The organism is Streptomyces sp. BK79 (genome assembly GCF_044142145.1).
In the GTDB taxonomy this organism is placed as follows: domain Bacteria; phylum Actinomycetota; class Actinomycetes; order Streptomycetales; family Streptomycetaceae; genus Streptomyces.
Window position 1 is genome coordinate 197,756 of record NZ_JBHVOC010000007.1, and the last position, 22,879, is coordinate 220,634.

19 protein-coding genes are annotated in these 22,879 nt (G+C 74.3%); 8 read left to right on the forward strand and 11 right to left on the reverse strand.

Annotated features, from left to right (window positions below; all coding sequences use genetic code 11):
- Positions 1-58 precede the first annotated feature (58 nt).
- The 8 genes from ACFIF2_RS11175 to ACFIF2_RS11210 all read right to left on the reverse strand — a co-directional run bounded on the left by ACFIF2_RS11175 (position 59) and on the right by ACFIF2_RS11210 (position 7,705).
- A complete protein-coding gene (locus ACFIF2_RS11175) occupies positions 59-1,381 on the reverse strand; it encodes an NAD(P)/FAD-dependent oxidoreductase (protein WP_395572404.1) in 1,323 nt (440 codons plus the stop codon).
- Positions 1,378-1,977: a flavin reductase family protein gene (locus tag ACFIF2_RS11180; RefSeq protein ID WP_395572405.1), complete on the reverse strand. Its 600-nt coding sequence runs from the start codon at positions 1,975-1,977 to the stop codon at positions 1,378-1,380. The genes ACFIF2_RS11175 and ACFIF2_RS11180 overlap by 4 nt, the downstream gene beginning before the upstream one ends.
- Entirely contained in the window at positions 1,949-2,416 is a 468-nt protein-coding gene (locus ACFIF2_RS11185) for an aromatase/cyclase (RefSeq protein WP_395572406.1), read from the reverse strand. The genes ACFIF2_RS11180 and ACFIF2_RS11185 overlap by 29 nt, the downstream gene beginning before the upstream one ends.
- Before the next feature lie 94 nt (positions 2,417-2,510).
- Positions 2,511-3,872 carry an aspartate aminotransferase family protein gene (locus tag ACFIF2_RS11190; protein ID WP_395572407.1) on the reverse strand — a complete coding sequence of 454 codons (1,362 nt, stop codon included), beginning with the start codon at positions 3,870-3,872 and terminating at the stop codon, positions 2,511-2,513.
- Positions 3,869-4,990, reverse strand: coding sequence for an SDR family oxidoreductase (locus tag ACFIF2_RS11195; protein ID WP_395572408.1), 1,122 nt, complete (start codon positions 4,988-4,990; stop codon positions 3,869-3,871). The genes ACFIF2_RS11190 and ACFIF2_RS11195 overlap by 4 nt, the downstream gene beginning before the upstream one ends.
- A gap of 56 nt (positions 4,991-5,046) precedes the next feature.
- Positions 5,047-6,180, reverse strand: coding sequence for an acyl-CoA dehydrogenase (locus ACFIF2_RS11200; protein ID WP_395572409.1), 1,134 nt, complete (start codon positions 6,178-6,180; stop codon positions 5,047-5,049).
- A gap of 72 nt (positions 6,181-6,252) precedes the next feature.
- Positions 6,253-7,215 carry a bifunctional lysylphosphatidylglycerol flippase/synthetase MprF gene (locus ACFIF2_RS11205; RefSeq protein WP_395572410.1) on the reverse strand — a complete coding sequence of 321 codons (963 nt, stop codon included), beginning with the start codon at positions 7,213-7,215 and terminating at the stop codon, positions 6,253-6,255.
- On the reverse strand, positions 7,199-7,705 hold the full coding sequence (locus tag ACFIF2_RS11210; protein WP_395572411.1) for a hypothetical protein: 507 nt from the start codon (positions 7,703-7,705) through the stop codon (positions 7,199-7,201). The genes ACFIF2_RS11205 and ACFIF2_RS11210 overlap by 17 nt, the downstream gene beginning before the upstream one ends.
- 151 nt (positions 7,706-7,856) lie before the next feature.
- Here ACFIF2_RS11210 and ACFIF2_RS11215 point away from each other — a divergent pair, with 151 nt between their 5' ends.
- The 5 genes from ACFIF2_RS11215 (at position 7,857) to ACFIF2_RS11235 (ending at position 17,023) form a co-directional block, all read left to right on the forward strand.
- Positions 7,857-9,374 (forward strand): PLP-dependent aminotransferase family protein, encoded by a 1,518-nt coding sequence (locus ACFIF2_RS11215; protein ID WP_395572412.1) that lies wholly within the window; start codon positions 7,857-7,859, stop codon positions 9,372-9,374.
- 210 nt (positions 9,375-9,584) lie between these two features.
- Entirely contained in the window at positions 9,585-11,171 is a 1,587-nt protein-coding gene (locus ACFIF2_RS11220; RefSeq protein WP_395572413.1) for an alkaline phosphatase D family protein, read from the forward strand.
- 152 nt (positions 11,172-11,323) lie between these two features.
- Positions 11,324-12,727 carry an SWIM zinc finger family protein gene (locus tag ACFIF2_RS11225; protein ID WP_395572414.1) on the forward strand — a complete coding sequence of 468 codons (1,404 nt, stop codon included), beginning with the start codon at positions 11,324-11,326 and terminating at the stop codon, positions 12,725-12,727.
- Complete coding sequence (locus ACFIF2_RS11230) at positions 12,724-15,474, forward strand: DUF6493 family protein (protein ID WP_395572415.1); 2,751 nt, start codon at positions 12,724-12,726, stop codon at positions 15,472-15,474. Before ACFIF2_RS11225 ends, ACFIF2_RS11230 begins: the two co-directional genes overlap by 4 nt.
- Positions 15,475-15,589: 115 nt before the next feature.
- The gene (locus tag ACFIF2_RS11235; protein WP_395572416.1) at positions 15,590-17,023 is read left to right on the forward strand and encodes a GNAT family N-acetyltransferase; all 1,434 of its coding nucleotides are present in this window, start codon (positions 15,590-15,592) and stop codon (positions 17,021-17,023) included.
- Positions 17,024-17,125: 102 nt separating this feature from the next.
- Here ACFIF2_RS11235 and ACFIF2_RS11240 read toward each other — a convergent pair whose 3' ends face one another.
- The gene (locus ACFIF2_RS11240; RefSeq protein WP_395572417.1) at positions 17,126-18,349 is read right to left on the reverse strand and encodes a trans-sulfuration enzyme family protein; all 1,224 of its coding nucleotides are present in this window, start codon (positions 18,347-18,349) and stop codon (positions 17,126-17,128) included.
- 60 nt (positions 18,350-18,409) lie between these two features.
- Between ACFIF2_RS11240 and ACFIF2_RS11245 the strand changes: the two genes are divergently transcribed.
- Positions 18,410-18,925: an Lrp/AsnC family transcriptional regulator gene (locus ACFIF2_RS11245; protein WP_395572418.1), complete on the forward strand. Its 516-nt coding sequence runs from the start codon at positions 18,410-18,412 to the stop codon at positions 18,923-18,925.
- Between the two features lie 78 nt (positions 18,926-19,003).
- Positions 19,004-20,692, forward strand: a complete 1,689-nt coding sequence (locus ACFIF2_RS11250; RefSeq protein ID WP_395572419.1) for a DUF885 domain-containing protein — start codon at positions 19,004-19,006, stop codon at positions 20,690-20,692.
- Positions 20,693-20,699: 7 nt separating this feature from the next.
- On the opposite strand, the gene ACFIF2_RS11255 is transcribed toward ACFIF2_RS11250, so the two are convergent.
- On the reverse strand, positions 20,700-21,545 hold the full coding sequence (locus ACFIF2_RS11255; protein WP_395572420.1) for an SDR family oxidoreductase: 846 nt from the start codon (positions 21,543-21,545) through the stop codon (positions 20,700-20,702).
- Positions 21,546-21,784: 239 nt separating this feature from the next.
- Positions 21,785-22,264: a rhodanese-like domain-containing protein gene (locus ACFIF2_RS11260; protein WP_395572421.1), complete on the reverse strand. Its 480-nt coding sequence runs from the start codon at positions 22,262-22,264 to the stop codon at positions 21,785-21,787.
- 132 nt (positions 22,265-22,396) lie between these two features.
- Here ACFIF2_RS11260 and ACFIF2_RS11265 point away from each other — a divergent pair, with 132 nt between their 5' ends.
- Positions 22,397-22,843, forward strand: coding sequence for an Lrp/AsnC family transcriptional regulator (locus tag ACFIF2_RS11265; RefSeq protein WP_395572422.1), 447 nt, complete (start codon positions 22,397-22,399; stop codon positions 22,841-22,843).
- The last annotated feature ends 36 nt before the right edge of the window (positions 22,844-22,879 follow it).

The following is a 22,879-nucleotide window of genomic DNA, read 5'->3' on the forward strand; positions in this document are numbered from 1 at the left end:
AGGGTCTGTGGGGCTGCGGTCCGCGGAGCCGGGGTACGGATGCGGGCCGCGCCCGCCGTCAGCATGTGCGCCTCGCGATTCGTCCCATCGCGTCCACGTACGCCCGCAGCAGGGGCCGAACGGGCCCGCGTGCGGGCAGGCGGGGGGCACGGGAACGGTGCCACGGGAGCGGTTCACCGGGTTCCGGCTCACCCAGCAGGGCCGCGGCCACGTGCGCGCCGTGCGCCACGGACAGGGCGAGTCCGTGTCCGCAGCAGCCGCCGATGTACCAGACGTCGTCGAAGCCCGGCACCGGCCCCACCACCGGCAGGTCGTCGCCCGTCATGCCGATGCGGCCGGACCAGCGGTGCGTGACCCGTACCCGGGCGAGGTCCGGATGCAGGGACCGCAGCCATCTCTCCAGCCGGGCCCAGGCACGCTCTCTGCCGGCCTGGAGACGGGGAGCGCCGACACCCGCCGGGACCGTGACGGTGCCGCCACCCGCCACCAGGCCCCGGTCCGGGAGCAGCCGGAAGTACGGCGCCATCGGAACGGCGTCGACGACGGAGTGTCCGGCACGCCCGCCCAGGGCCTCGTAGGCCGGGGCGCTCAGCGGTTCGGTGGCGACGGCGTACACCTCGAGCGGCAGGACGGTGCCGACCGGCAGGTCCAGTGCCTGCGCGGCCGAGTTGACAGCCAGCACCGCCTGACCGGCGTACAGCCTGCCGTGCGGGAGGACCAGCTCGGGACCGACCAGGTCGCCGGGGCGGAGGGCGAGCAGCGGGCTGCGGCCGTAGAACCGCACGCCCTTGTCGGCGCAGGCGCGGGCGAGGGCGCAGGTCAGGGCGGCCGGGTCGAGGGTCGCGGCGGGGCGGTGCAGAAGTGCCGCCCGGTAGGGCACGCCGACCCGGTCGCGGATGCCGGCCGGGGAGAGGACCGGGACGTCCAGACCGAGTTCGCGGCAGGCGCGGGCCTGGCGGGCGAGTGCCACCAGGCCCGCGGACGAACGCGTGGCCACCAGTTGCTCACCGGGCCGCAGCCCGCAGGGCACGTCGAGCCGGGCGCACAGGGCGAGGACGTCCCGCACCGCCCGTTCGCTGGCCCGGTGCATCCTGCGCGCCGCCTGCGGGCCGAAGCGGCGCACCGCGCGGTCGACGGCGGGGCCGGCCCGGGGGCCCAGCAGCCCGGTGCCCCGGCCGCTGGCGCCGGCGGCCGGGTGCTCGGCGTCCACCACCGCGATGTCGAGCCCGGGGGCGCGTTCCGCCAGGTGATAGGCGCAGGACAACCCGGCCAGGCCGGCCCCGACGACGGCCACGTCGGCCGTGACCACGCCGTGCAACTGGGGCTGCGTCGGCAGTTCCGCGGGGTCCCAGTACGGCGTTCCGGCCGGCGGCCCGGTCATCCGGCGGCGTCCGGCACCGGCTCGGTCAGCGCACCGAACCGGCGGTCGTGCCACAGCAGCGGGCGTCCGCCGCCCACGTGCACGGCGGCGACCCGGCCGACGACGAGGTGGTGGTCGCCGTAGCGGCGTACGTCCTCGGTCAGGCACACCGACCAGGCGAGCGCGCCGGCCAGCACGGGGACGCCCAGCACCTGCCGGGTGTCCGTCCCGGCGAACCGCTCGGCCGCGGTCGTCGCCGGGGACGCGAACCGGCCCGCGAGCTCCTGCTGTTCCTCGCGCAGCAGGTGCACGGCGAAGGCCCGCCGGCCGCGGACGGCGGCGAGGGTGCGGGAGCCGTCGCGCAGACAGGCCAGCAGCAGCGGCGGGCGGGCGGAGAGCGAGGTGACGGCGGACACCGTCATACCGAGCGGGCCGTCCGCGCCGCGGGCGGTCACGACGGTCACCCCGGCGGCCAGCTTGGCGTAGAGGCCGAGGCAGCGCGCGGCGCCCGGCCCCGGTTCCTCGTGCAGCGGTTCCTCGTGCGGCGGATCGGCGGCCGGAGGCGGGGCGCCCGCGACGGCCGCCCGGTCAGTCACGATCCGCAGTCGCGCGCTCATCGATCACCTCCGCGTTCGCCAGGCCCCGCAGCACGCGGGCGATGTTGGTACGCAAGGTCGACTCGGCCACCGGGTCGAGCATCTCGGCCATGGAAGGGATGCCGAGGTCGAAGGCCGCGGTGAAGACGACGAGCGTGCCGCCGTCCCTCGGTTCGCAGCGCCAGCTCCCCTCGAAGGCATGGAAGTCGCCGCTGATCTGTTCGAAGGCGATGGTGCATGTCTCGGGCGAGTAGGTGTCGCGTTCCCGCCACCGCATCAGGCCGCCCCGGAACTCGACGGTCCAGTTCGAGACCGTGGAGCCGTCGGGCAGCGGGGGCTCGACGTGCACCTCGCGGAAGGTGTCGCTGTACTCGGGAAAGCGGCGGAAGTCGCTGATGCGGCTGTAGACGTCGGCGGGTGCCAGTCCGTCGGCGAGGGCGTGCAGTACCACGTGGCGCATGGGTCGTTCGGTTCCTTCCAGGAGGGTTTCCGGACGCTGGCGTCCGGAGCTGGTGGCAGACGTCGGTGTCAGGAGCAGGCGCCGGGAGCCGGTGTCAGCCGGTCATGCGGTCGGCCGTGCTGCGCAGGGCGGCGCCGAGGGTGGTGAGGAAGAGGTCGAGGGCGGCGTCCTCGATCACCGCCGGCGGGGTCAGCCGCAGCACCCGGGTCGAGTTGAGGGAGTTGTTGACGAGCACGCCGCGGGAGATCAGCTCCAGCAGGAGTTCGCCGACCGCCTGTTCTTCGGCGAATTCGATTCCGATCAGCAGTCCCCGGCCGCGCACTTCGCGGACCAGTGCACCCTCGTACGGCGCGCACACGTCCCGTACGGCGGTGAGGACGCGCAGGCCGAGCGCGGCGGCCCGGGCCACGGTGTCCTCCTCCTCCATGGCCAGTAGGGTGGCGAGGGCGGCGGCGCAAGCGATCGGCGAGGCGCCGAAGGTGGAGGTGTGCAGGTAGGGGTCCCTGCTGAAAGGGGCGTAAGCCTCCGCGGTGGCGACCATCGCGGCGACCGGTACGACACCGCCGCTGAGTCCCTTGCCGACGAGCAGCACGTCCGGACGCACGCCCTCGGCGTCGACGCCCCACCAGGTGCCCAGCCGTCCCATGCCGGTCTGGATCTCGTCGACGACCAGCAGGGCGCCGTACTCCCGGCACAGCGCCTGCACCTGACTGAGGTAGCCGTGGCGGGGGATGCGTACACCGCCCTCGCCCTGGACGGGTTCGACGATGACGCAGGCCCGGTCGCGGCGGGCGGCCAGCGCCTGTTCGAGGTCGGCCGGGTCGTCGTAGGCCACCTGGGTGACGTCCGGGAGCAGGGGCTGGAAGGGCGTCTGGTACGTGGCGTTGGCGGTGACGCTCAGAGCGCCGAGGGTCTTGCCGTGGAAGCCGCCGCGGGTGGTGATCACCGACGTGTGTCCGTGGGCGCGGGCCAGTTTCAGGGCCGCCTCGGTGGCCTCGGCGCCGGAGTTGACGAAGTGGACGTAGTCGAGGCCGGGCGGGGTGCGGGCGGCCAGGGCCTGGGCAGCCAGGGCGGCGACGGGTTCGAGGAAGACGCGGCTGGCCAGCGGATGGGTGTCGATCTGCCGGTGCACCGCTGCGACGACGGCCGGGTGGCGGTGGCCCATGATGAAGACGCCGAAGCCGCCGAAGTCCAGGAAGCGGCGGCCGTCGTCGGCGTGGATCCAAGGGCCCTCGGAGCGGATCTCGGCCATGCCGCCCATGACGCGGCCCATGACGGCGCGGCCGGAGCCGATGTGCTTGCGGTAGAGGTCCGCGATGTCGGGCCGGTCGGCCGGGGCGGCGGTCCCGCCGCGCGGGGTGGAGAACCCGGAGGACGGAGTGGAGGACGCGGAGGACGGCGTGGCGGTGTCGGAGCTCGGTCCGGCAGGCCCGGTGGACGGGGGCGACACGGTCATGACGCCACCTCCATCGGAGCGGCCGCGGCGGTCCGGTACCGGGTGAGCAGGCCGGCCCTGTCCCCCGCCCACCTCTCCGCGTTGCGCACGAGCGCGGCCCTGATGTCGGTCCGGGTCAGGCGGGTGCCGCAGTCGGGTTCGCCGAGGGAGGTGTCGAACGGCAGCTCCCGCTGGAACACCAGCAGCAGTTCCGCGTAGTACTCCAGCCGCCGCCGGAGGGACGCGCGCAAGGAGGTGCCCTCCAGCATGGGCAGGAGCAGCCGGTGCACCGCATCGGCGGGGATGAGCCGGGGCCGCTGGGGCCGGGGCAGGCCGTGGCGTACGGCGACGTCCGCGCAGACGTCGGCGAACTCCCGCAGGCCCATGGCTTCCTTGCCGGCCGTCAGCCAGTACTCGCCGTCGGCCACACCGCCCCGGACCAGGTCGCCGATGGCCCGCGAGACGTAGTCCTGGGGCACCATGTCGATCCGGGTCTCGGGGGCTCCGGGCAGCACCGGGGCCTGCCCCAGGAGCATCGAGCCGATCGTCCTGGTCAGCCCCTGCTGACCGGCGATCCGCCCGCTGACGGAGTCACCCATGACGACCGAGGGCCGGACGATGGCGCCGGGCACGCCCGCCTCGCGTGTCATCTGTTCGGCCCTGGCCTTGGAGGCGAGGTAGGCGGCTGCGCCCGGGAAGCGCCGGCGGTCCTCCTCGGTGGGGGTGTGGGCCACGAACGCGGTACTCACCAGGTACAGCGGGGCATCGGCCCGGGCCGCCAGGTCGAGCACGTTGTCGGCACCGCGCAGATTGGTGCGCGTGATGTCCTGCGGCGGGGTACGCCAGTTGGTCTCGGCGGCGCAGTGCAGCACCACGTCCACCTCGAGGGCCAGTTCGTGCCAGGCCAGTGGGCTCAGGCCGAGCCGGGGAGCGACCAGGTCGCCCTGGAGCTCGCGCACCCGCGGATCGCGCAACGGTGTGTTGCGGCGCAGGCACAGCAGGTCGAAGTCGGGTGACAGCTCGTCGATCAGGGCACGCCCGAGCACTCCGGAACCGCCGGTGAGCAGCAGGGAGGGACGGTCGCGCCGTCCCGTACGGCCGACGGGCAGGAGGGCGAGACGCTGGTTGTCTGACGGCATGGGGGGTGTGTTCTCCCAACGGGTCTCGGCCCACCGATGGACGGTGGGGGGCGGAGTCAGGCGATGGCGAGTGGCCGGTCCGCCAGGTACGCGGAGAACGGGGCGGTCATCCGGGAGCGCGACGGCGGGTGCAGGGAGAGCCCGTTGGCGCAGGCGGCCAGGTGGCCCACCTCGTCGGACGTCATGAAGTTGAGTCCGCCGAGGAGTTCGACCGCGCGCGGGACGACCCGGGCGATGGCGTCCTGGACGCCGTAGCGCACGTACAACGCCTGCGCGAGCGCCGACTCGTCGAGATCACCGGCGTCGATACGCCGGGCGACGCCCTCGGCGGTGGCCATGGCGGCCTCGGTCTCCACGAAGAGGCGTACGCGTTCGTGCTCGGGAATGCGGTCGTTCAGCAGCACCCGCTCCACCAGCGCGCTCGCGGCGCCGAGGTAGCTGCCCGTCATCAGCGTCTGGAACCAGATCAGACCGGCCGTCTGCAGTTCGTCGAGCTGTTCGCCGGAGGTCGTCCCGGTGCGCAGCAGGAGTTCCGGCGGGACGAGGACGTCGGTGAGCGTGACCTGTTCGCTCTCGGCCCCGGCGAGGAAGGCGCTGGACCAGAAGCCGCTGACGCTCATCCCCTCGCTCTCCGCGGGCACGACGGCTACGGCGAGTTCGTCGCCCTGCCCGTCCTCGCGCGGGATCATCACGCTGGCGGTGAGCACGTCCATGGAGTGGGCCAGGCTGCACGGCCGTTTGACGCCGTTGATCCGGACGCCGTCCGCGGTCACCGTGGCGGTCATCGACGGGTCGAGGATGCCCGCGCCGCTGCGGCCCTCGGCGAAGCCGGAGGCGATCACGCGGTTGGACGAGGCCACGCCCTCGATCAGCATCCACTCCAGGCCGTCGCCGAGGCCGCCGAGCCCGACAAGGGTGGCCATGGAGAAGTGGTGCATGGTCGTGGCCACGGCCAGGGACGGCGAGCGGCTGCCGATGGCCCGCTGTACGCGCAGGGCATCGAGCGCGGTGGCGCCCCGGCCCTGGTGGGACTCGGGGACGAGCAGTCCTGGACCGCCGCTGTCCCGGAAGTGCCGGATGCCCGGGCTGCCCGGCCGCTCCAGTTCCATCAGCGGGACCTCGCGCAGGGCGGGATCCAGTTCAGGCAGCAGCTTTGCGAGGGTGGTGCGTTCACGCTCGAGGAATCTCATGGACGTGCGGTCCTCCAGGGTGGGGTGAATACGGAATCGGCGCGGCACCGGCGCGGCCGTGGACGCGGTGACTCAGAGGGCGTTGGTGGCGCGCAGCAACTGCCAGACCGCGCCGGGGCGGGGCCTGCCGCGGAAGGCGATGTACTCCGGCAGGACCACGTGCGGGGCCCACTTCTGCTTGTACTCCAGCTGGGAGGCCGCCGGATAGATCATGTCGCCGCGCTCGGCCAGGAAACGGGCGAACCGGGCGAACCTACGGCTGGCACCGGGTAGTTCGTGCTCCGGGTCGAGCCCGGTGAACGGGGTGAAGCCGAAGTGCAGCCAGCCGGCGCCGTCGGCGGTCAGCCGTTCCATGACGGTGGCGTTGAGCGCCTCCATCACGCCGGGCGGCGCGTCGGGCCGGCGTCGGCTGAGGTCGTGCAGCCAGCCGGGCCGGCTGCCGTAGACCGGCGAGTAGTTGATGTACCCGACGACCTCGCCGTCGATCCGGCCGCAGAACAGGCGGCGGTGCTTCTGGAGGCTCCCGCTGCGCTGGCCGACGAGGAATCGCAGCTCCTTGACGTGCCGGCCCTTCTGCCGCAGCCAGGACTGGTCGATCCGGTCCAGTTCGGCGCAGTCGTCGCCGTCGAGGATCTCGGTGATCTCCAGGCCGGCCCGCCGGGCGCGCGAGATCTTGTTGCGCAGCCGGACGAAGCGCGAGCCGCGCAGCGTGAACTGGCTCAGATCGACGGCGTACGACGCGCCGATCTGGTTGACCGTGAAGCCGTGCGCCGCGTACAGCTCGGCGTCCGCCCGCTGCAACTGCACGGCGACCAGGCGGCGTCCGGCGTGCGCGACGAAGGCGTCCAGCAGCCGGGCGCGGTGTTCGGGCGCGGTGAACGGGCCACCGAATTGCAGGACGTATCGGCCGGAGGTGCGATAGGCGCAGGCGCCCTCGAACCGGTCGTCGTGGAAGTACTCGTTGCCGCTGTTGAGAGCGAGAAAGGAACTGGGGTTGTCGCTGTGCGCGGCGAGCGTGTCAAGCACGGACGGCATCGGCGTCCTCCCCGCGGGCCGGCGCGGCGGTGCTCGGACCGGCGTCCGGCGCCGTGCGATACCGCTGCTCGAACGCCCTGAACGCCGGGTCGGTCTCCGGTTCGAAGGAGACCCCGAAGGGCTTGAGGGAGTTGCCGAACAGGGCCCGGTCGCCCATGAGATGGATCGGAAGGGCGAGCAGGGCCCATTCGGGCCGGACGAACAGCGCCCACGCACCGGCCAGCACACCCGCCGTGACCAGGCTGTGCATCGTGTTGTAAGCCACGTAGCAGCCACGCGGAACGCGTCGGTCCGGGCCGCGCCGGTAAGCGATCGCGCCGGGGAGATAACCGATGACGTCGATCACCAGGAACAGCAGCACGAAAACACCCCAGCGGATTTCCGCGAGATGCTGATAGGCGAGCACGAGAGATACGGCGAGAAAGCCCAGCCATTCGAGTCGGGAGAGAGCGAAGGTGGTCTTCGTCTCGAAACGGTTCTTGGCGTCCACGGGCGCTCCTGGATTGCGCGTACGATTCCGGGGCGCGGCATCTGCGTGCCCCCTCGCTGTGGTCTGTCACTCCGGTTTACGCACCGGGCGGGCCAACCCCTCGTAAAGTGGGGACGATTGAGGAGACGTGAGGCTCGGGGGGCCACTTTTCATGACGTCGTCGACCGGTCCGGGCGCCCGCCCCGGCGTCCGTCCGGGCACCGCCGACCACACGGCCGGCCGCACGGCCGACCACACCGCGGACCACGCTGCGGACGACGGGACCGCGCGCAGCGCCGCCTGGGAGCTGCTGCTGCCCGCCGTCTCGGCTCCGGCACGCGCGCGTGGCCGCTCCCTCCAGGCGGCGCTGCGGGACGCGGTCCGCTCCGGCCGGCTCACGCCGGGCACCCGTCTGCCGTCGAGCCGGGACCTCTCGCGCGACCTCGGTGTGTCGCGGCGGCTGGTGACGGAGGCGTACGAGCAGCTGACGGCCGAGGGCTACCTGCGCAGCGGGCGCGGCGCGGGGACCTGGGTGGGTGACGCCGTACGGGCGGCACGGCCCCGTGTGCGGGATCTCGCCCCCCGGTCCCCGGGCGAGCACGCCGACTTCGTGCCGGGGACACCCGACCTGTCGCTCTTCCCGCGCGCGGCGTGGGCCGCCGCGCAGCGGGGCGTGCTGACGGAGTTGCCGCACGAGAGCCTCGGCTATCCCGACCCGCGCGGGCTGCCCCGGCTGCGGACCGCGCTCGCCGAGCTGCTCGCGCGGCGCCGGGGCGTGGTGGCGGACCCGGAACGGATCGTGGTCGTCTCCGGGGTCGCGCAGGCGACGGCACTGCTCGCGGACGTGCTCCACGCGCGCGGGATGCGCACCGCCGGCGTCGAGGACCCCGGCAGCCCGCAGCACGAGGCCCTGTACACGTCGGCGGGCGTCGACACGGTGCCGCTGCCCCTGGACGACGAGGGACTCGCCGTCGGCCCGCTGCGCGCCTCGGGTGTGAGGGTGGTGGTGACGACGCCGGCCCACCAGTTCCCCACCGGGATCGCCTACTCCGCGCGGCGGCGCGCCGAACTACTGGACTGGGCGCGGACAGTGGACGGCCTTGTCCTCGAGGACGACTACGACGGCGACTTCCGCTACGACCGTGCCCCGGTGGGCGCGCTCCAGGGGCTCGATCCGGAACGCGTCGCCTATACGGGCTCGGTCAGCAAGTCCCTCGCGCCGGGACTGCGGCTCGGCTGGCTGCTGGTTCCCCAGTGGCTGGCGGACGACGTCATCGAGCGCAAACGCACGGTGGACCTCGGTCATCCGACGCTCGACCAGGCCCTCTTCGCCCGGTTCGTGGAGCGCGGCGACTACGACCGCCAACTGCGCCGCTGCCAGCGCGCCTACCGCGAGCGGCGGGACGCGTTGGTCGCCGCCCTGGCGGAGCACTTCCCGGGCTCCCGCGTCACCGGCATCGCCGCCGGCCTCCACGCCATCGCCACGCTTCCCGAGCGGTTCGGTCCCGAGGAGCGCTTCCTCGCGCGCGTGGCGGAGGCCGGGGTCGCGGTCCGCCCACTCGCCGCGTACGGGCGCGCGGTGGAGGGTGACGTGGTTGCGGGGAAGGGGGTGCGGCTGGTGCTCGGGTACGCGCACCTGACGCCGGGGCGGATCCGCGCGGGGGTGGGCCGGATGGCGGAGGCCGTGTGACGTGCCGGCGGGGCGCGCGGGGGCACGGCCGCCCGCCTCCCGCGCTCGGGTGGGGAAGGCAGACCGCCCGCCTCCCGCGCGGGCGCACGGGCGTTCGCGCTGTTCACCCGGAATTTCCGTGGCCGCCGCGCCGCACCAGTAGGTCTGGCTCCGCACACCGGTCGCGACACTGGCCGGATCCCGTCCCTGGACGTCCCTGGAGGCGCATCCATGTCACACCGTCCGTTGCCCGGCCGCCGCAGTGTGCTGCGCGGCTCCCTCGCCGCGTCGGCGGCCCTGACCCTGCCCACCGCGCTCGGTGCGGCGCCGGCGTTCGCCCGTTCCGGGCGGCCGTCGGCGGGCTGGGGCGTGCAGACAGGAGACGTGACCTCCCACTCCGGCCTGGTGTGGGTGCGCTCCGACCGGCCGGCCCGGATGATCGTCGAGACGTCCGCGACGGAGTCGTTCCGCAACCCGCGCAGATGGCACGGCCCGCTCCTCGGGAGGGACACGGACTTCACCGGCACGACCAGGCTGCGCGGCCTGCCGCCCGGCGAGCAGGTCCACTACCGCGTGCTCCTCGCCGACCCGGACGACCCGCGCCGTACGGGCGAGCCGGTCCCCGGCACCTTCCGCACGGTGCCGGTCCGCCGTCGCGAGGGAGTGCGCTTCGTGTGGTCGGGCGACCTGGCCGGCCAGGGCTGGGGCATCAACCCCGACCTCGGCGGCTACCGCATCTACGACGCCATGGGCGCCCTCGACCCGGACTTCTTCCTGTGCAGCGGCGACAGCATCTACGCCGACGGCCCCATCCAGGAGACGGCCGCCCTGCCCGACGGGAGCACCTGGCGCAACGTCACCACCGAGGAGAAGTCCAAGGTCGCCGAGACACTGGCCGAGTTCCGCGGCAACTTCCGCTACAACCTGCTCGACGAGAACCTGCGGCGCTTCAACGCCCAAGTGCCCTCGATCATCCAGTGGGACGACCACGAGGTGCGCAACAACTGGTACCCGGGGCAGGTGATCGCGGACACGGACAGCCGCTACACCGAGAAGAGCGTGGACGTCCTGACCGCGCGGGCCCGGCGCGCGTTCGCCGAGTACTACCCGATCTCCACCCTGCGCCCCGGCGCGCGGGAGGGCCGGGTGCACCGCGTGCTGCGCCAGGGACCGCTGCTGGACGTCTTCGTGCTCGACATGCGCACGTACCGCAACGCCAACTCCCCCGGCACCGAGAAGGTGGACCCCCAGGGCATCCTGGGCCGCGAGCAGCTGGAGTGGCTGAAGCGGGAGCTGTCGCGGTCGCGTGCGGTGTGGAAGGTGATCGCCGCCGACATGCCGCTCGGTCTGGTCGTGCCCGACGGCGGCGAGGGCAAGCCGAACATCGAGGCGATCGCGCAGGGCGACCCCGGCGCGCCGCTGGGCCGTGAGCTGCAGATCGCCGAGCTGCTGCGGTTCGTCAAGCACCGCCGGATCACCGGCACGGTGTGGCTGACGGCGGACGTGCACCACACGTCGGCCCAGCACTACCAGCCCTCGCGGGCCGCGTTCACCGACTTCGAGCCGTTCTGGGAGTTCGTGTCCGGGCCGCTCAACGCAGGCGCGTTCCCCGCCAGCGCCCTCGACGCCACCTTCGGTCCGGAGCGGGTGTTCGTGAAGGCGCCGACCGCTTCCAACGTCTCGCCCGCCGAGGGCTACCAGTTCTTCGGCGAGGTCGAGATCGACGGCGACAGCGCCGAGATGACGGTGCGGCTGCGTGAGCAGGACGGCACGGTGCTGTTCACGAAGGTGCTCCAGCCGGGCCGGGTCGGCCAGTAGTCCCGTATAGCCTGTGACCCGTGCCGCGCACCGGCGTCATCCCCCGGTGCGCGGCCCGCGTCCCCCTGCGGCGCACCGGCCAACTTCCCGCCGTTCGGGGGTGATTGCGCAGGTCAGGCCGATTGTCAGTGGTCGCCTCTACGGTTTTTCCCATGACGCGATCTGTGCAGGCCGTGGCCTATCGACGACCCTCCGTGCTGGAATCCGCAGCGGGCGCACAGCGGCTCGGGCTGGAGACCTCCCAGGGGGCGACGCCCGTCGGCGCGGTGGACCACCCGCGGTTCTTCGAGGGCTTCCTGACCTCGCCCCGGCCCGCGTCCGCGGCGCTGCTCGCGGTGGCCGACGTGGCCGCCGCCCGGTACTACCAGCCCCAGCTGCGGGCCTCGCTGGACCCGGTGGTGACGGGCAACGGCGACCGGCTGCGCTTCGAGTCGTTCTCCGGCTGCGGCGGCGTGTACGCACGGCTGGACGTGCTGGAGGCCGGCCTCGACGGCGGCGAGGTCGGGCATGGTACGACGAACGTCGACGTCAACGACCCGCTGCGCGAGTCCCTGTCCCGAATCGGCGCGGACGACCCGCTCCACCTGCGGGTGGGCCCCGAGGAGCTGGCCGTGACCACCCTGGACGGCCCGGTCGTGGAGAAGAAGGTGCCGCTGCCGGACCGGTGGCTGCGCGGCTTCGCCGAGGCCCAGGTCATCGCGTCCGGCTTCGACCTGCGGGCCGAGCTGGAGGCCGGCGAGGCGGTCCGTTTCCTGCGCTCGCTGCCCCGCGGCGGCAGGAGCGGGGCCGCGGGTCCCCGGTGGGTCGTGCCGTCCGGGCACACGCTGCGCCCGACGACCCGGGCGGTGCCCGGCGCGGTCTGCCTGCCCGGCCCGGAGCGGCTCGTCGCGCTCCAGCGGGTGCTGCGGCACGCCACGTCCCTGCGGGTGTACGGGCCCGTGGTCGCGTCCGGCACCGCCGCCACGGCGTCCGCCTGGGAGGTGCTGCTGCCGGGGATGCGCCTCACCCTCACCCTCTCCCCCGACGCCGCTCGCGGGTTCTCCGGCGAGGGCGGCGTCCTCGACGCGCTCGCCACCGACGAGGCCGGCGCGGACGCCGAACTGATCTCGGTCCTCCTGGCCTGGGAGCCCCGGATCGACATCGCCGACCTGGCCGGCTCCTCCGGCCTGACCGCGCAGCGGGTGCGGGCGGCCCTGGTCCGACTCGGCACGTCGGGGCGCGTCGGGTACGACACGGCGGAGGCCGCGTACTTCCACCGGGAACTGCCCTACGACGCCGAGCGGGTGGAGCGGCACAATCCCCGGCTGCGCTCGGCGCGCGCCCTGCTGGCCGCGGGTTCGGTGGCGCTGGACGGTGCGATCGGGACGGTGACGGCCGAGGACGGGCACGCGCACCGGGTGCGTGACGAGGCGGGGGTGCTCTCGTGCAGCTGCCTGTGGTGGGCCAGGTACCGGGGCGGGCGCGGGCCGTGCAAGCACGCGCTGGCGGTACGGATGGCACGGCGGGGCACCGCGGCGGCGCGGGGGACGGTTCGGCACGACGGGGGCGCACGATGACCGCGACGACCGCGACAGCCACGGCGGCCACGGCGGCCACGGCGGCCACGGCGGCCACGGCGGCCACGGCGAGTGTGCTGGTGGGGGCGGTGCGAGCGGGGCGCACGTCCGATGTCGTGTCGCTGCTCGACGGCATGACGGACGCCGAACGGCGCGCCTGCTTCCCGGGGCTGAAGGAGGTCCGGGGGGAGCTGAGGTCGGCTCGCTGGTCCGCGGAGTCCCGGCGGGCACATCCCGCCCTGCACGCGGCGGGAGCGGCGTGCCAGACCGGCGCGGCGGCCGTGACGAACTGGCTCGCGGCCGTGGACATGCGCTGGTCGCAGGCGTCACCGGCGCTCCTGCTGCACGTCCTGGGCGACCGGGATCCCGGCTGGCTGGCCGACGTGGTGCGGCGGCTCGCCCAGCGCCCACCCGCGTCCAACGTCTCCTACGAGCTGATGGCCGGCCTCGTGCGGCTGTCCGGTTGCCCGGTCCCGACGACGGAGGCGTACGTCCAGGGCTGGCTGAACCACATCGGGGGCACCTGGCAGCGCGGCGGCACGGTCCGCGACCGCCTGCGCCGGGACCCGCACCTGCCGGAGCTGGTCGCCGCCGTGTTCCGCGTCGACGGCATCGGCGTCCGGCTGGGCCGGCTCGCCGGCGACGGACCGGACAGCTGGACCAGGGCCCTGGCACAGCTGACCGCCGAGGGCGTCCTCGACCGGAAGACCATGATCGACGCCTGTGTGGCACGGTTGCTGCGCGGTGGCGCACCCGCCGAACTGAGGGTGTTCCTGCGCGTGCTGCGCGATCTGGCCCCCACCCGGGAAGAGGAGCGGCAGCGCACCGCCGACTGGACGGCGCTCGCCTCGGACGCGGGGCCCGCGGTGGCGTCCCACGCCCAGTCGGTGCTGGCCGCGCTGGCCCTGGACCGAGCCCTGCCACCGCGACAGCTGGCGGAGGCGACCGAGGCGGTGCTCTTCCGCCCGGAGAAGAAGCTCGTGCGCGCCCAGCTCGTCCTGCTGGGCAAGGTGCTGGCACGGGACGCGACCACCGCCGACGACCTGCTCCCGGCCGCGGCACAGGCGTTCGGGCACGAGGACTCCGACGTGCAGGAGCGGGCCCTGAAGCTGGTCGAGCGCCACGCAGGCAAGGTCACCACCGCCGCCGTCCGCGACGAACTGGCCGACCTGGCGGCACACTTGATTCCCGCCCTGCGGGCCCGAGCGGTCCGGTCACTGGGCGCGCTCCCCGCGACGGCGGAGCCCTCGGTCCACGAGGAGGTGCTGCCTCCTCCGCCGGAGCCGGTGCGCGTGGCACCCGCGCCCGAGTCGGCGGACGAACTCGCCGAGGAGATCAGCGCCTTGCTGGCGTCCGGCGGCGACGTGGCCACGTTCGAGCGGGCGCTGGACGGGCTGGTCCGGCACGCCCACCGGAGCCGTGACACCCTGCTGGCGGCGCTCGAACCGGTGATCGCCCGCCGCTGGTGGGCCGCCGAGGACCTGTTCCACGGCCGTCACCAGGGCGACCACGTCGGCTACGGCGACTACTTCGACGGCCACCGCGAGCTGCGCGACGGCGCGAGCGCCTTCGACCTGCTGCTCGCCACCCTGCGGGGAAGGGTGCGCACCACCGGACCGAGCCGGATCGTCGACGACGGTGCGGCGGGCCACGGCTGTGTGCACAGCGCTCTGGCCCGGTCCTTCTCGGCCCGCGTATGGGAGGTGGCGCACCGGCTGCGTACCGATCCGCAGCCGTTCCTGCTGGCCACGCCCACCTGGGGCACGGGCCTGCTGGACGCCGACGAGCTGGTGGACCGGCTGGACGCCTACCGGCGCCTGGGCGCCCGGGTCTCGGCGGTGGACTTCGGGCAGGCGCTGCTGCGCGTGCGGCGGGGCGAGGGCGCGTCGGCCGTGGCGGCGGCCCGGCGCGCGTCCGCGCTGGGCACGCGGGAAGGGGAGCGGCTCGGGCGCTGGCTGACCTCCGAGGAGACAGGTCCGCCCGTCTCCCGGCGGACCACGAACACCCGCGTCCTCGTGGAGCTCGACGAGGTGCCGGCGCTGCGGGACGGCCTTCCGGACGGACTGCGGCAGTTGGGGTCCCCGGTGAGCGTGTACCGGGGGCACTGGTACTGCGACCACTGGAACGGCGGGATGCGGCAGCACTGGCTCGCGCTGCTTCCCGAACGGCCGGAGCTGGTGGCCGCGCGCCTGCTGCGGGACCTGTCCACGGTGGCCGTGGACGACGAACGGGGAGCCGCCGCCGTACTGCCGTACCTCGCCGAGGCGGACGGTGAGGCGGGCGAGGCCGTTCATCTGTGCGTGGCGTACGGGCTCGGGGCCCGGCACGCGGAGGACCGGCTCGCCGCCGTGGACGCCCTGCTGGTGCTGGCGGCCCGCGGCGGACTCGACACCGACCGGCTCGGCGCGGACCTGGGCCAGTTGGTGCGGCGCGGGGCGGTGAAGCCGGTGCGGCTCGCCGACGCCGTGCGGACGGCGGCGGCGACGGGGGCGAACGCCACCATCTGGGGTGTGCTCCGCCAGGCGCTGCCCGTCCTGCTCGCCGACCTCGCCACCGGCACGGCGGCCTTCTCGACGCGCGGGCTCGGTGAGCTGCTGGCCGTGGCGGCGGAGTGCGCCGAGCGGACGGGCGCCCGGGGGGAGTTGCCGCATCTGTCGGGGGTGGCGGACCGGCGCGGCTCCTCACGGCTGGTCACCCAGGCCGGGCGGCTGCGGACCGCGCTGAACCAGGAGGTGGCCGCGGCCTGACGTCACCCTGATAGAAAAAGCAACAAATGTCCGGGAAGCCTTCTTTACCCATCGGTCACAGAGCGTTCGTGATCACGCAACACCGTTCCTTCACAGTGGGTGCATGAGTCGAGACATGTCTGATGTGACGGATGCCGTGGCGGTCCTCGCCGAGCACGGTCCGGGGGTGCCCGCGATGCTGCTGGCCTCGGTGGCCGCCCTGCTCGCCACGGCGGGCTTCCACACCTGGTGGTCACGGCGCCACGGGCACGCACCGCCGGCGGACGATACCGGCGCCCGGCCGCCGTCCGTCACACGGTGGGCCGGGCAGCGCGACCGCGGCGGCAAGGCGGCCCCGGGAGCGGGAACGGAAGCCGGCACCACCGCCGGTTCGGCGACCGGTTCCGCCACCGGCACCACCGCCGGTTCCGCGACCGGTTCCGCGACCGGCGCCGACGCCCGCGCCGAGGCCGGGGACAGCGCGCTGTGGCGGATGCGGACGACGGTGCGGGACGCGCCGGGGTCGCTGGCCGTGCTCTGCGCGGCCCTCGCCGACCGGCGGGTCGACATCCTGAGCCTCCAGACACACCCGCTGGCCGAGGGCACGGTGGACGAGTTCCTGCTCCGCGCCCCGGGTGAGCTGACGGGGTCCGAGCTGGCCGGCGTGGTGTCGGCGGCCGGCGGCATGGACACCTGGACCGAGCGGGCGGACGCCCACGATCTGGTGGACGCGCCGACCCGAGTCCTGGGTCTGGCGGCGCGCACCGCGCTGGACACGGCGGAACTCCCGCTGGCCCTGCGGCAGTTGCTCGGCCGGTGCACCATCCGGTCGCTGCCCGCCGCCGTCGGCGCACGCACGGCGCGGGACGTGCCGCCGGAGGGCGTGCTGGAGGACACCGTGCTGCGGCTGCGCGCGCCGGAAGGCGGCGTGATCAGCGTGGAGCGGCCGTATCTGCCGTTCACCCCGGCGGAGTTCGCGCGGGCGCGGGCGCTGGTCGAGCTGGACGCCCGGCTCGGTCCGCGCGTCCCGCGCGGCCGGGACGTCCTGACGCTCCCCGAGGGCAGCGACATCACGGTCCGCCGGGCCCACCCGCGTGACGTCCCGGCGGCGAAGGCGATGCACGAGCGGTGCTCGGCGCGCACGCTCGGCCTGCGGTACCACGGCCCGGTCGGCGACGCCGACCGGTACCTGAACCACCTGCTCAGCCCGCGCTTCGGCCGCACCCTCGCCGTGCAGACGGCCTCGGGGCGGATCGTCGGGCTGGGGCACCTGCTGTGGGACGGGGACGAGACGGAGGTCGCGCTGCTCGTCGAGGACGCGTGGCAGCGCCGGGGCATCGGCGGCGAACTCCTGGGCCGACTGGTGGCGATGGCGGCGGAGACGGGCTGCGAGAGCGTGTACGCCGTGACCCAGGCGTCCAACACCGGCATGATCGCGGCGATGCGCGGCCTGGGCCTCCCCCTCGACTACCAGATCGAGGAAGGGACCCTGGTCGTCACGGCCCGCCTGGACCCGGCGGCCCGTGCGGCGGCGGGGCTGCCGCACGGGGAGCGGATCGGCAGGGAGTGAGCCGACGGACGGCACGGCGAGGCACGGCCGGCCGGTGCATGAAGGCCGGCACGGCCGGCACCTGCCCCCCGGAGGCCACCCGGTGCGGTCCGCTCACTCGGCTCACTCGGCCCGCGCCAGCGCCTCCCGCAGCGGGATCGCCTCGGCGGCCCGCTCCCCCAGCGCACGGTCCAGGTCGGCCCACAGGTCGTCGACGTCCTCCAGGCCGACCGACAGCCGCAGCAGCCGGTCGCCGACCCCGGCGCCCCGCCGGTCGTCGGCGTCCACGATGCGGTGGCTGATGGACGCCGGGTGCTGGATCAGCGTGTCGACGCTGCCGAGACTCACGGCCGGGGTGATCAGGCGGACCCGCCCGATCACGTCGTGCGGGTCGCCGTGGACCTCGAAGGAGACCATCGCGCCGCCGATCCGCGGATAGTGCACGCGGGCGACGCGCGGGTCGGCGGCGAGCCGCTCGACGAGTACGGCGGCGTTCGCGGAGGCGGCCCGCACCCGCACGGGCAGCGTCGACAGCCCGCGCAGCAGGAGGTAGCCGGCCAGCGGGTGCAGCACACCGCCCGTGGCGAAGCGGACCTGCCGCAGCCGCCCCGCGAACTCCTCGTCACAGGCCACCACTCCGGCCAGCACGTCCCCGTGCCCGCCGAGGTACTTGGTGGCGCTGTGCAGTACCAGCCGCGCGCCGTCCTCGGCCGGCCGCTGGAGGACGGGGGTGGCGAAGGTGTTGTCCACGAGCAGCGGCACCGATCCGCAGGCGTGGGCGACGGCCCGCAGGTCGACCTCGGCGAGCGTCGGGTTGGCCGGTGACTCGACCAGCACCAGCCCGGTGTCCGGGCGCAGCGCGTCCGCGATGCCCGCCGGGTCGGTCCAGGTGACCTCGGACCCGAGCAGTCCGGCGGTCAGCAGGTGGTCGCTGCAGCCGTACAGGGGCCGTACGGCGACCACGTGCCGCAGCCCCATCGAGCCGCGGACCAGCAGGACGGCGCTGAGCGCGGCCATCCCGCTGGCGAAGGCGACCGCGGCCTCGGTGCCCTCCAGCCGGGCCAGCGCGGTCTCGAAGCGGGCGACGGTCGGGTTACCGAGGCGGCCGTAGACCGGTGGGCCGTCCGGGTCGGCGCCGGTGGTGGCGAACGCGTCGATGCGGGCGGCCTCGCCGCGGCTGTCGTACGACGGGTAGGTCGTGGACAGGTCGATGGGCGGGGCGTGCAGTCCCTGGCCGGCGAGATCGTCGCGGCCGGCGTGCACGGCCTCGGTGGCCAGTGCCCTGCCCGCGGGTGGGGTGGGGCGTCCGTCGTCGGACGGTGACGTGTGCGTGCGCGCGGAGTCCATGGCCCGAAGAGTGAACACCGGCCGGGCCGACGCGGCCGGGGCCCGTGTTACGTTCGGCGCATGGCCGAATCCGTCGTACTGGATCCGGTGGACCTGCATCTGCTGCGGCTGCTGCAGAACGACGCCCGGACCACCTACCGCGATCTCGCCGCCCAGGTCGGGGTCGCCCCGTCGACCTGCCTGGACCGGGTGACCCGGCTGCGGCGGGCGGGTGTGATCCTCGGCCATCGTCTCGAGCTGGACCCGGCCCGGCTCGGGCGCGGCCTCCAGGCGCTGCTGTCGGTGCAGGTGCGACCGCACCGGCGGGAACTGGTCGGCCCGTTCGTGGAGCGGATCCGGGCGCTGCCGGAGTCGCGCACCGTCTTCCATCTCACCGGCCCGGACGACTACCTGGTCCATGTCGCGGTCGCGGACATGACGGATCTGCAGCGGCTGGTCCTGGACGAGTTCACGTCCCGGCGGGAGGTGGCCCGCGTCGAGACGCGGCTGATCTTCCAGCAGTGGGAGTGCGGCCCCCTGCTGCCGCCCGCCACGTCGCCCCCAGCGCCGCCCGCCGGGCCCCCGGCCACGCCCTGAGCGAAATCCGGCCGCCCGCCGTACCGGGCCGGACGAAGCGGGCTGACGCGGCACCGGCATCCGTACGAGGATGTCCGCATGTCACAGACCAAGAGCCCGCTGCCCCGCGAGGTCGCCGACGCCTACGTCGACGAACTCATCGCCCTCGACCCGGTCACCGGTACGTTCCTCGGTGTGGAGGAGAGTTCCAGCCGTCTGCCCGACTTCTCACCCGCGGGGCAGGAGGCCCTCGCGGAGCTGGCGCGGACCACGCTGACCCGGCTGGACGAGGCGGAGCGCCGGCCCGGCGGGGACAGTGACGTGGAGCGGCGCTGCGCCCGGCTGCTGCGCGAGCGCCTGACCGCCGAACTCGCCGTGCACGAGGCGGAGGAGGGCCTGCGCTCGGTCGGCAACATGGGTACCGCCGTGCACGCGGTGCGCGAGGTCTTCACGGTGACGCCGGCGGCGACGGACGAGGACTGGGCACGGATCGCCGAGCGGCTGCGCGCGGTGCCGGCGGCGCTCGCGGGCTACCGCGAGTCCCTGGCGCTCGGCCTGGAGCGCAAGCTGTACGCGTCGCCGCGCCCGACCGCCACCTTCGTCGAGCAGCTCGGCGAGTGGGCGGACACGGGTGAGGGCCGCGGCTGGTTCGAGGACTTCGCGTCCGCCGGCCCCGACGCGCTGCGCGCGGAGCTGGACGAGGCGGCCCGGGGCGCGAGTGCCGCCGTGGTGGAGCTGCGGGACTGGATGCGCGACGTGTACGCGCCGGCGATCGAGGGCGCCCCGGACACGGTGGGCCGCGAGCGCTACGCCCGCTGGTCCCGTTACTACAACGGCACGGACCTGGACCTGGACGAGGCGTACGCGTACGGCTGGGCCGAGTACCACCGCCTGCTCGCCGAGATGCGGCAGGAGGCGGAGAAGATCCTGCCGGGCGCCGAGACGCCGTGGGTGGCGCTGGCGCACCTGGACGAGCACGGCAAGCACATCGAGGGCGTGGACGAGGTCCGCGACTGGCTCCAGGGCCTGATGGACCGGGCGATCGAGGCGCTGGACGGCACGCACTTCGAACTCGCCGAGCGGGTGCGGAAGGTGGAGTCGCGGATCGCTCCGCCCGGCAGCGCGGCGGCCCCCTACTACACGCCCCCGTCGGAGGACTTCTCCCGCCCCGGCCGCACCTGGCTTCCGACGATGGGCCTGACCCGCTTCCCGGTCTACGACCTGGTGTCGACCTGGTACCACGAGGGCGTCCCGGGCCATCACCTCCAGCTCGCCCAGTGGGCGCACGTCGCCGAGGACCTCTCGCGCTACCAGGCGTCGGTCGGCATGGTCAGCGCCAACGCCGAGGGCTGGGCGCTGTACGCGGAGCGGCTGATGGACGAGCTGGGCTTCCTCACCGACGCGGAGGAGCGGCTCGGCTACCTGGACGCGCAGATGATGCGGGCCGCCCGGGTCATCGTGGACATCGGCATGCACCTGGAGCTGGAGATCCCGGCGGACTCGCCGTTCCACCCGGGCGAGCGCTGGACGCCCGAACTGGCGCAGGAGTTCTTCGGCGCGCACAGCAGCCGTCCGGCGGACTTCGTGGAGAGCGAGCTGACCCGGTACCTCACCATCCCGGGCCAGGCGATCGGCTACAAGCTCGGTGAGCGGGCGTGGCTGCTGGGCCGGGAGAACGCCCGCAGGCGGCACGGTGACGCCTTCGACGCCAAGGCCTGGCACATGGCGGCCCTCTCCCAGGGCTCGCTGGGCCTGGACGACCTGGTGGACGAGCTGTCCCGGCTCTGAGGCGGGGTCACCGCCTGAACCCGCCCTCCGAGTCGACGACCTGGCCGGTGATCCACTCCGCCTCGTCCGTGGCCAGCCACGCGACGAGGCGGGCCGGGTCGTCGGGCATGCCCCACCGTCCGGCGGGGAAGAGCGCGGCGACGGCGTCGTAGTCGGCGCCGGTCATGTAGTCGGTGTCCACGGGCCCGGGGTTGACGGCGTTCACGGTGACCGCGTGCTCGGCGAGGGCCGTCGACAGGGAGCGTGTGATGGAGGCGAGCGCGCCCTTCTGCAGCGCGTACGCGATCTCGCCGGGCATGCCGCCGGCGATGTCCTGCCCGGAGGTCATCATCACGACGCGTCCGCCGGGCGTGCGGGGCGGCAGCGCGGCGCGCAGCCGGGCGTACGCCTGGACGAGCAGCAGGACCGAGCGGGTGTCGACCCGCCAGTGCGCGTCGAGCATGGCGGCGTCGATCGTGTCGAGGGTGCCGTCGCCGCCGCTGAGGGCGTGGTTGGCGACGAGGATGTCCAGCCGCCCGCCGAGCGCTTCGGCGGCGGTGGCGATCAGCTCGCCGGGGGCGGCAGGATCCCCGAGGTCGCCGGGACCCGCGAGCACGGTGGCCTCCGGGTCGCCGAGCGCCGAGCGCACGGAGGCGACCACGTCCTCGGTCCGGTCGGCGCCCCAGGGCATCGCGGCGTCGTGCGGGACGTGATGGTGCAGGTAGACGCTCGCCCCGTACGCGGCGAGCCGCCGGGCCACCGCGTGGCCGATGCCGCCGCGCCGGCTGGCGCCGGTGACGAGGGCCGTCCGCCCGCGCAGGGGCAGGGGGTCGCGGCGCAGTTCCTCGGGTGCGGGGTGCGGAAGTCGTGGCATGGGCACCCATGATGGCCGCCCGGCCGCCACGCCGCACTCGGATATCACTCCGCCACCACGGGACCCTCCGGGCCGGCCACCGGACCGCGAGCCGCCGCAGTCGTACGAAGTCCAGCCAGGTCTCCGGCCCGGGGCGGACCTCGGCCGGAGCACGGGGCCGGGCACGCGCCAGGACACCTCGGGCTCCCACTCGGCGGTGTCGAGCGCGGCGGGCACGCCGGCCGGCACCTGCACGCGGTTCAGCAGCCGCAGTCGGCCGCGTCCACGGGGACGGTCAGGGGGTCGGCCGCGGGATGCTCGGTGCCGTCCGCCGTCTCGTACGCGAAGCCCTCCCGAGCCCAGTACTCGAAGCCGCCGAGCATCTCCTTGACCCGGTAGCCGAGTTCGGCGAGGGCGAGGGCGGCGCGCGTGGCGCCGTTGCAGGCGGGGCCCCAGCAGTACGTCACGACCGGCACCGCCGGGTCGAGGAACCGGCGCGCCTGCTCGGGGACGAGGTCGGTGGGCAGGTGGACGGCGCCGGGGACGTGGCCCTGGTCCCAGGAGGCGGTGGAGCGGATGTCCACGAGGACGAACCCCGGGTCGCCGCCGCCCGCGAGCGCGGCGGCGACGTCGGACACGTCGGTGTGGAAGGCGAGGCTCGCGCGGAAGTACGCGGCGGCCTCGGCGGGCGGCGCGGGGGCGACGCGCAGGACGGGGTTCGTGGTCGTGACGGCGGTCATGGCCGGGCCTTTCCTCTCAGGGACCCCGAAGGGATCTTCTGGCAGAAATCTACGGTCGCGAGCCCGTCCCCAGAAGGGGCCTTCCCCGGCACCGGATTTGTTCTGCCGGGATTTCCCTGCTATCCATCCTGGATGACCGCGTATTCCCCGGACGCCACCGACTGGCTCATCCTCGACGCCCTCCAGCGCAACGGGCGGGCGAGCTTCGCCGACCTGGCGCGTACCGTCTCGATGTCCGCGAGCGCGGTGACCGAGCGCGTGCGGCGGCTGGAGGAGGCCGGGATCATCCAGGGGTACGCGGCGGTCGTCGACCCGGAGCGGCTGGGGATGCCGATCCTGGCCTTCGTGCGGCTGCGCTACCCGGTCGCCAACTACAAGCCGTTCCACGACCTGGTGGCGGTGACTCCCGAGATCCTGGAGGCGCACCACGTCACGGGCGACGACTGCTTCGTCATCAAGGTCGCGGCCCGTTCCATGCGGCACCTGGAACAGGTCTCGGGGCGGATCAGCGCCCTGGGGTCGGTCACCACCAGCGTCGTCTACTCCTCGCCGCTCCCCCGCCGGCCCCTGGGCCGCTGAGGCCCGCCGGGACCGCTCGGCCGATACCGTTCGGCC

What these genes read in the sequence shown, in the direction of transcription:
- ACFIF2_RS11240 (WP_395572417.1), bottom strand. Translation starts at nt 18,349, where the DNA reads ATGGACTCCGCGCGCACGCACACGTCACCGTCCGACGACGGACGCCCC.
- ACFIF2_RS11245 (WP_395572418.1), top strand. Translation starts at nt 18,410, where the DNA reads ATGGCCGAATCCGTCGTACTGGATCCGGTGGACCTGCATCTGCTGCGG.
- ACFIF2_RS11235 (WP_395572416.1), top strand. Translation starts at nt 15,590, where the DNA reads ATGTCTGATGTGACGGATGCCGTGGCGGTCCTCGCCGAGCACGGTCCG.
- ACFIF2_RS11215 (WP_395572412.1), top strand. Translation starts at nt 7,857, where the DNA reads ATGACGTCGTCGACCGGTCCGGGCGCCCGCCCCGGCGTCCGTCCGGGC.
- ACFIF2_RS11220 (WP_395572413.1), top strand. Translation starts at nt 9,585, where the DNA reads ATGTCACACCGTCCGTTGCCCGGCCGCCGCAGTGTGCTGCGCGGCTCC.
- ACFIF2_RS11205 (WP_395572410.1), bottom strand. Translation starts at nt 7,215, where the DNA reads ATGCCGTCCGTGCTTGACACGCTCGCCGCGCACAGCGACAACCCCAGT.
- ACFIF2_RS11255 (WP_395572420.1), bottom strand. Translation starts at nt 21,545, where the DNA reads ATGCCACGACTTCCGCACCCCGCACCCGAGGAACTGCGCCGCGACCCC.
- ACFIF2_RS11200 (WP_395572409.1), bottom strand. Translation starts at nt 6,180, where the DNA reads ATGAGATTCCTCGAGCGTGAACGCACCACCCTCGCAAAGCTGCTGCCT.
- ACFIF2_RS11185 (WP_395572406.1), bottom strand. Translation starts at nt 2,416, where the DNA reads ATGCGCCACGTGGTACTGCACGCCCTCGCCGACGGACTGGCACCCGCC.
- ACFIF2_RS11225 (WP_395572414.1), top strand. Translation starts at nt 11,324, where the DNA reads ATGACGCGATCTGTGCAGGCCGTGGCCTATCGACGACCCTCCGTGCTG.
- ACFIF2_RS11195 (WP_395572408.1), bottom strand. Translation starts at nt 4,990, where the DNA reads ATGCCGTCAGACAACCAGCGTCTCGCCCTCCTGCCCGTCGGCCGTACG.
- ACFIF2_RS11250 (WP_395572419.1), top strand. Translation starts at nt 19,004, where the DNA reads ATGTCACAGACCAAGAGCCCGCTGCCCCGCGAGGTCGCCGACGCCTAC.
- ACFIF2_RS11260 (WP_395572421.1), bottom strand. Translation starts at nt 22,264, where the DNA reads ATGACCGCCGTCACGACCACGAACCCCGTCCTGCGCGTCGCCCCCGCG.
- ACFIF2_RS11180 (WP_395572405.1), bottom strand. Translation starts at nt 1,977, where the DNA reads ATGAGCGCGCGACTGCGGATCGTGACTGACCGGGCGGCCGTCGCGGGC.
- ACFIF2_RS11190 (WP_395572407.1), bottom strand. Translation starts at nt 3,872, where the DNA reads ATGACCGTGTCGCCCCCGTCCACCGGGCCTGCCGGACCGAGCTCCGAC.
- ACFIF2_RS11175 (WP_395572404.1), bottom strand. Translation starts at nt 1,381, where the DNA reads ATGACCGGGCCGCCGGCCGGAACGCCGTACTGGGACCCCGCGGAACTG.
- ACFIF2_RS11230 (WP_395572415.1), top strand. Translation starts at nt 12,724, where the DNA reads ATGACCGCGACGACCGCGACAGCCACGGCGGCCACGGCGGCCACGGCG.
- ACFIF2_RS11265 (WP_395572422.1), top strand. Translation starts at nt 22,397, where the DNA reads ATGACCGCGTATTCCCCGGACGCCACCGACTGGCTCATCCTCGACGCC.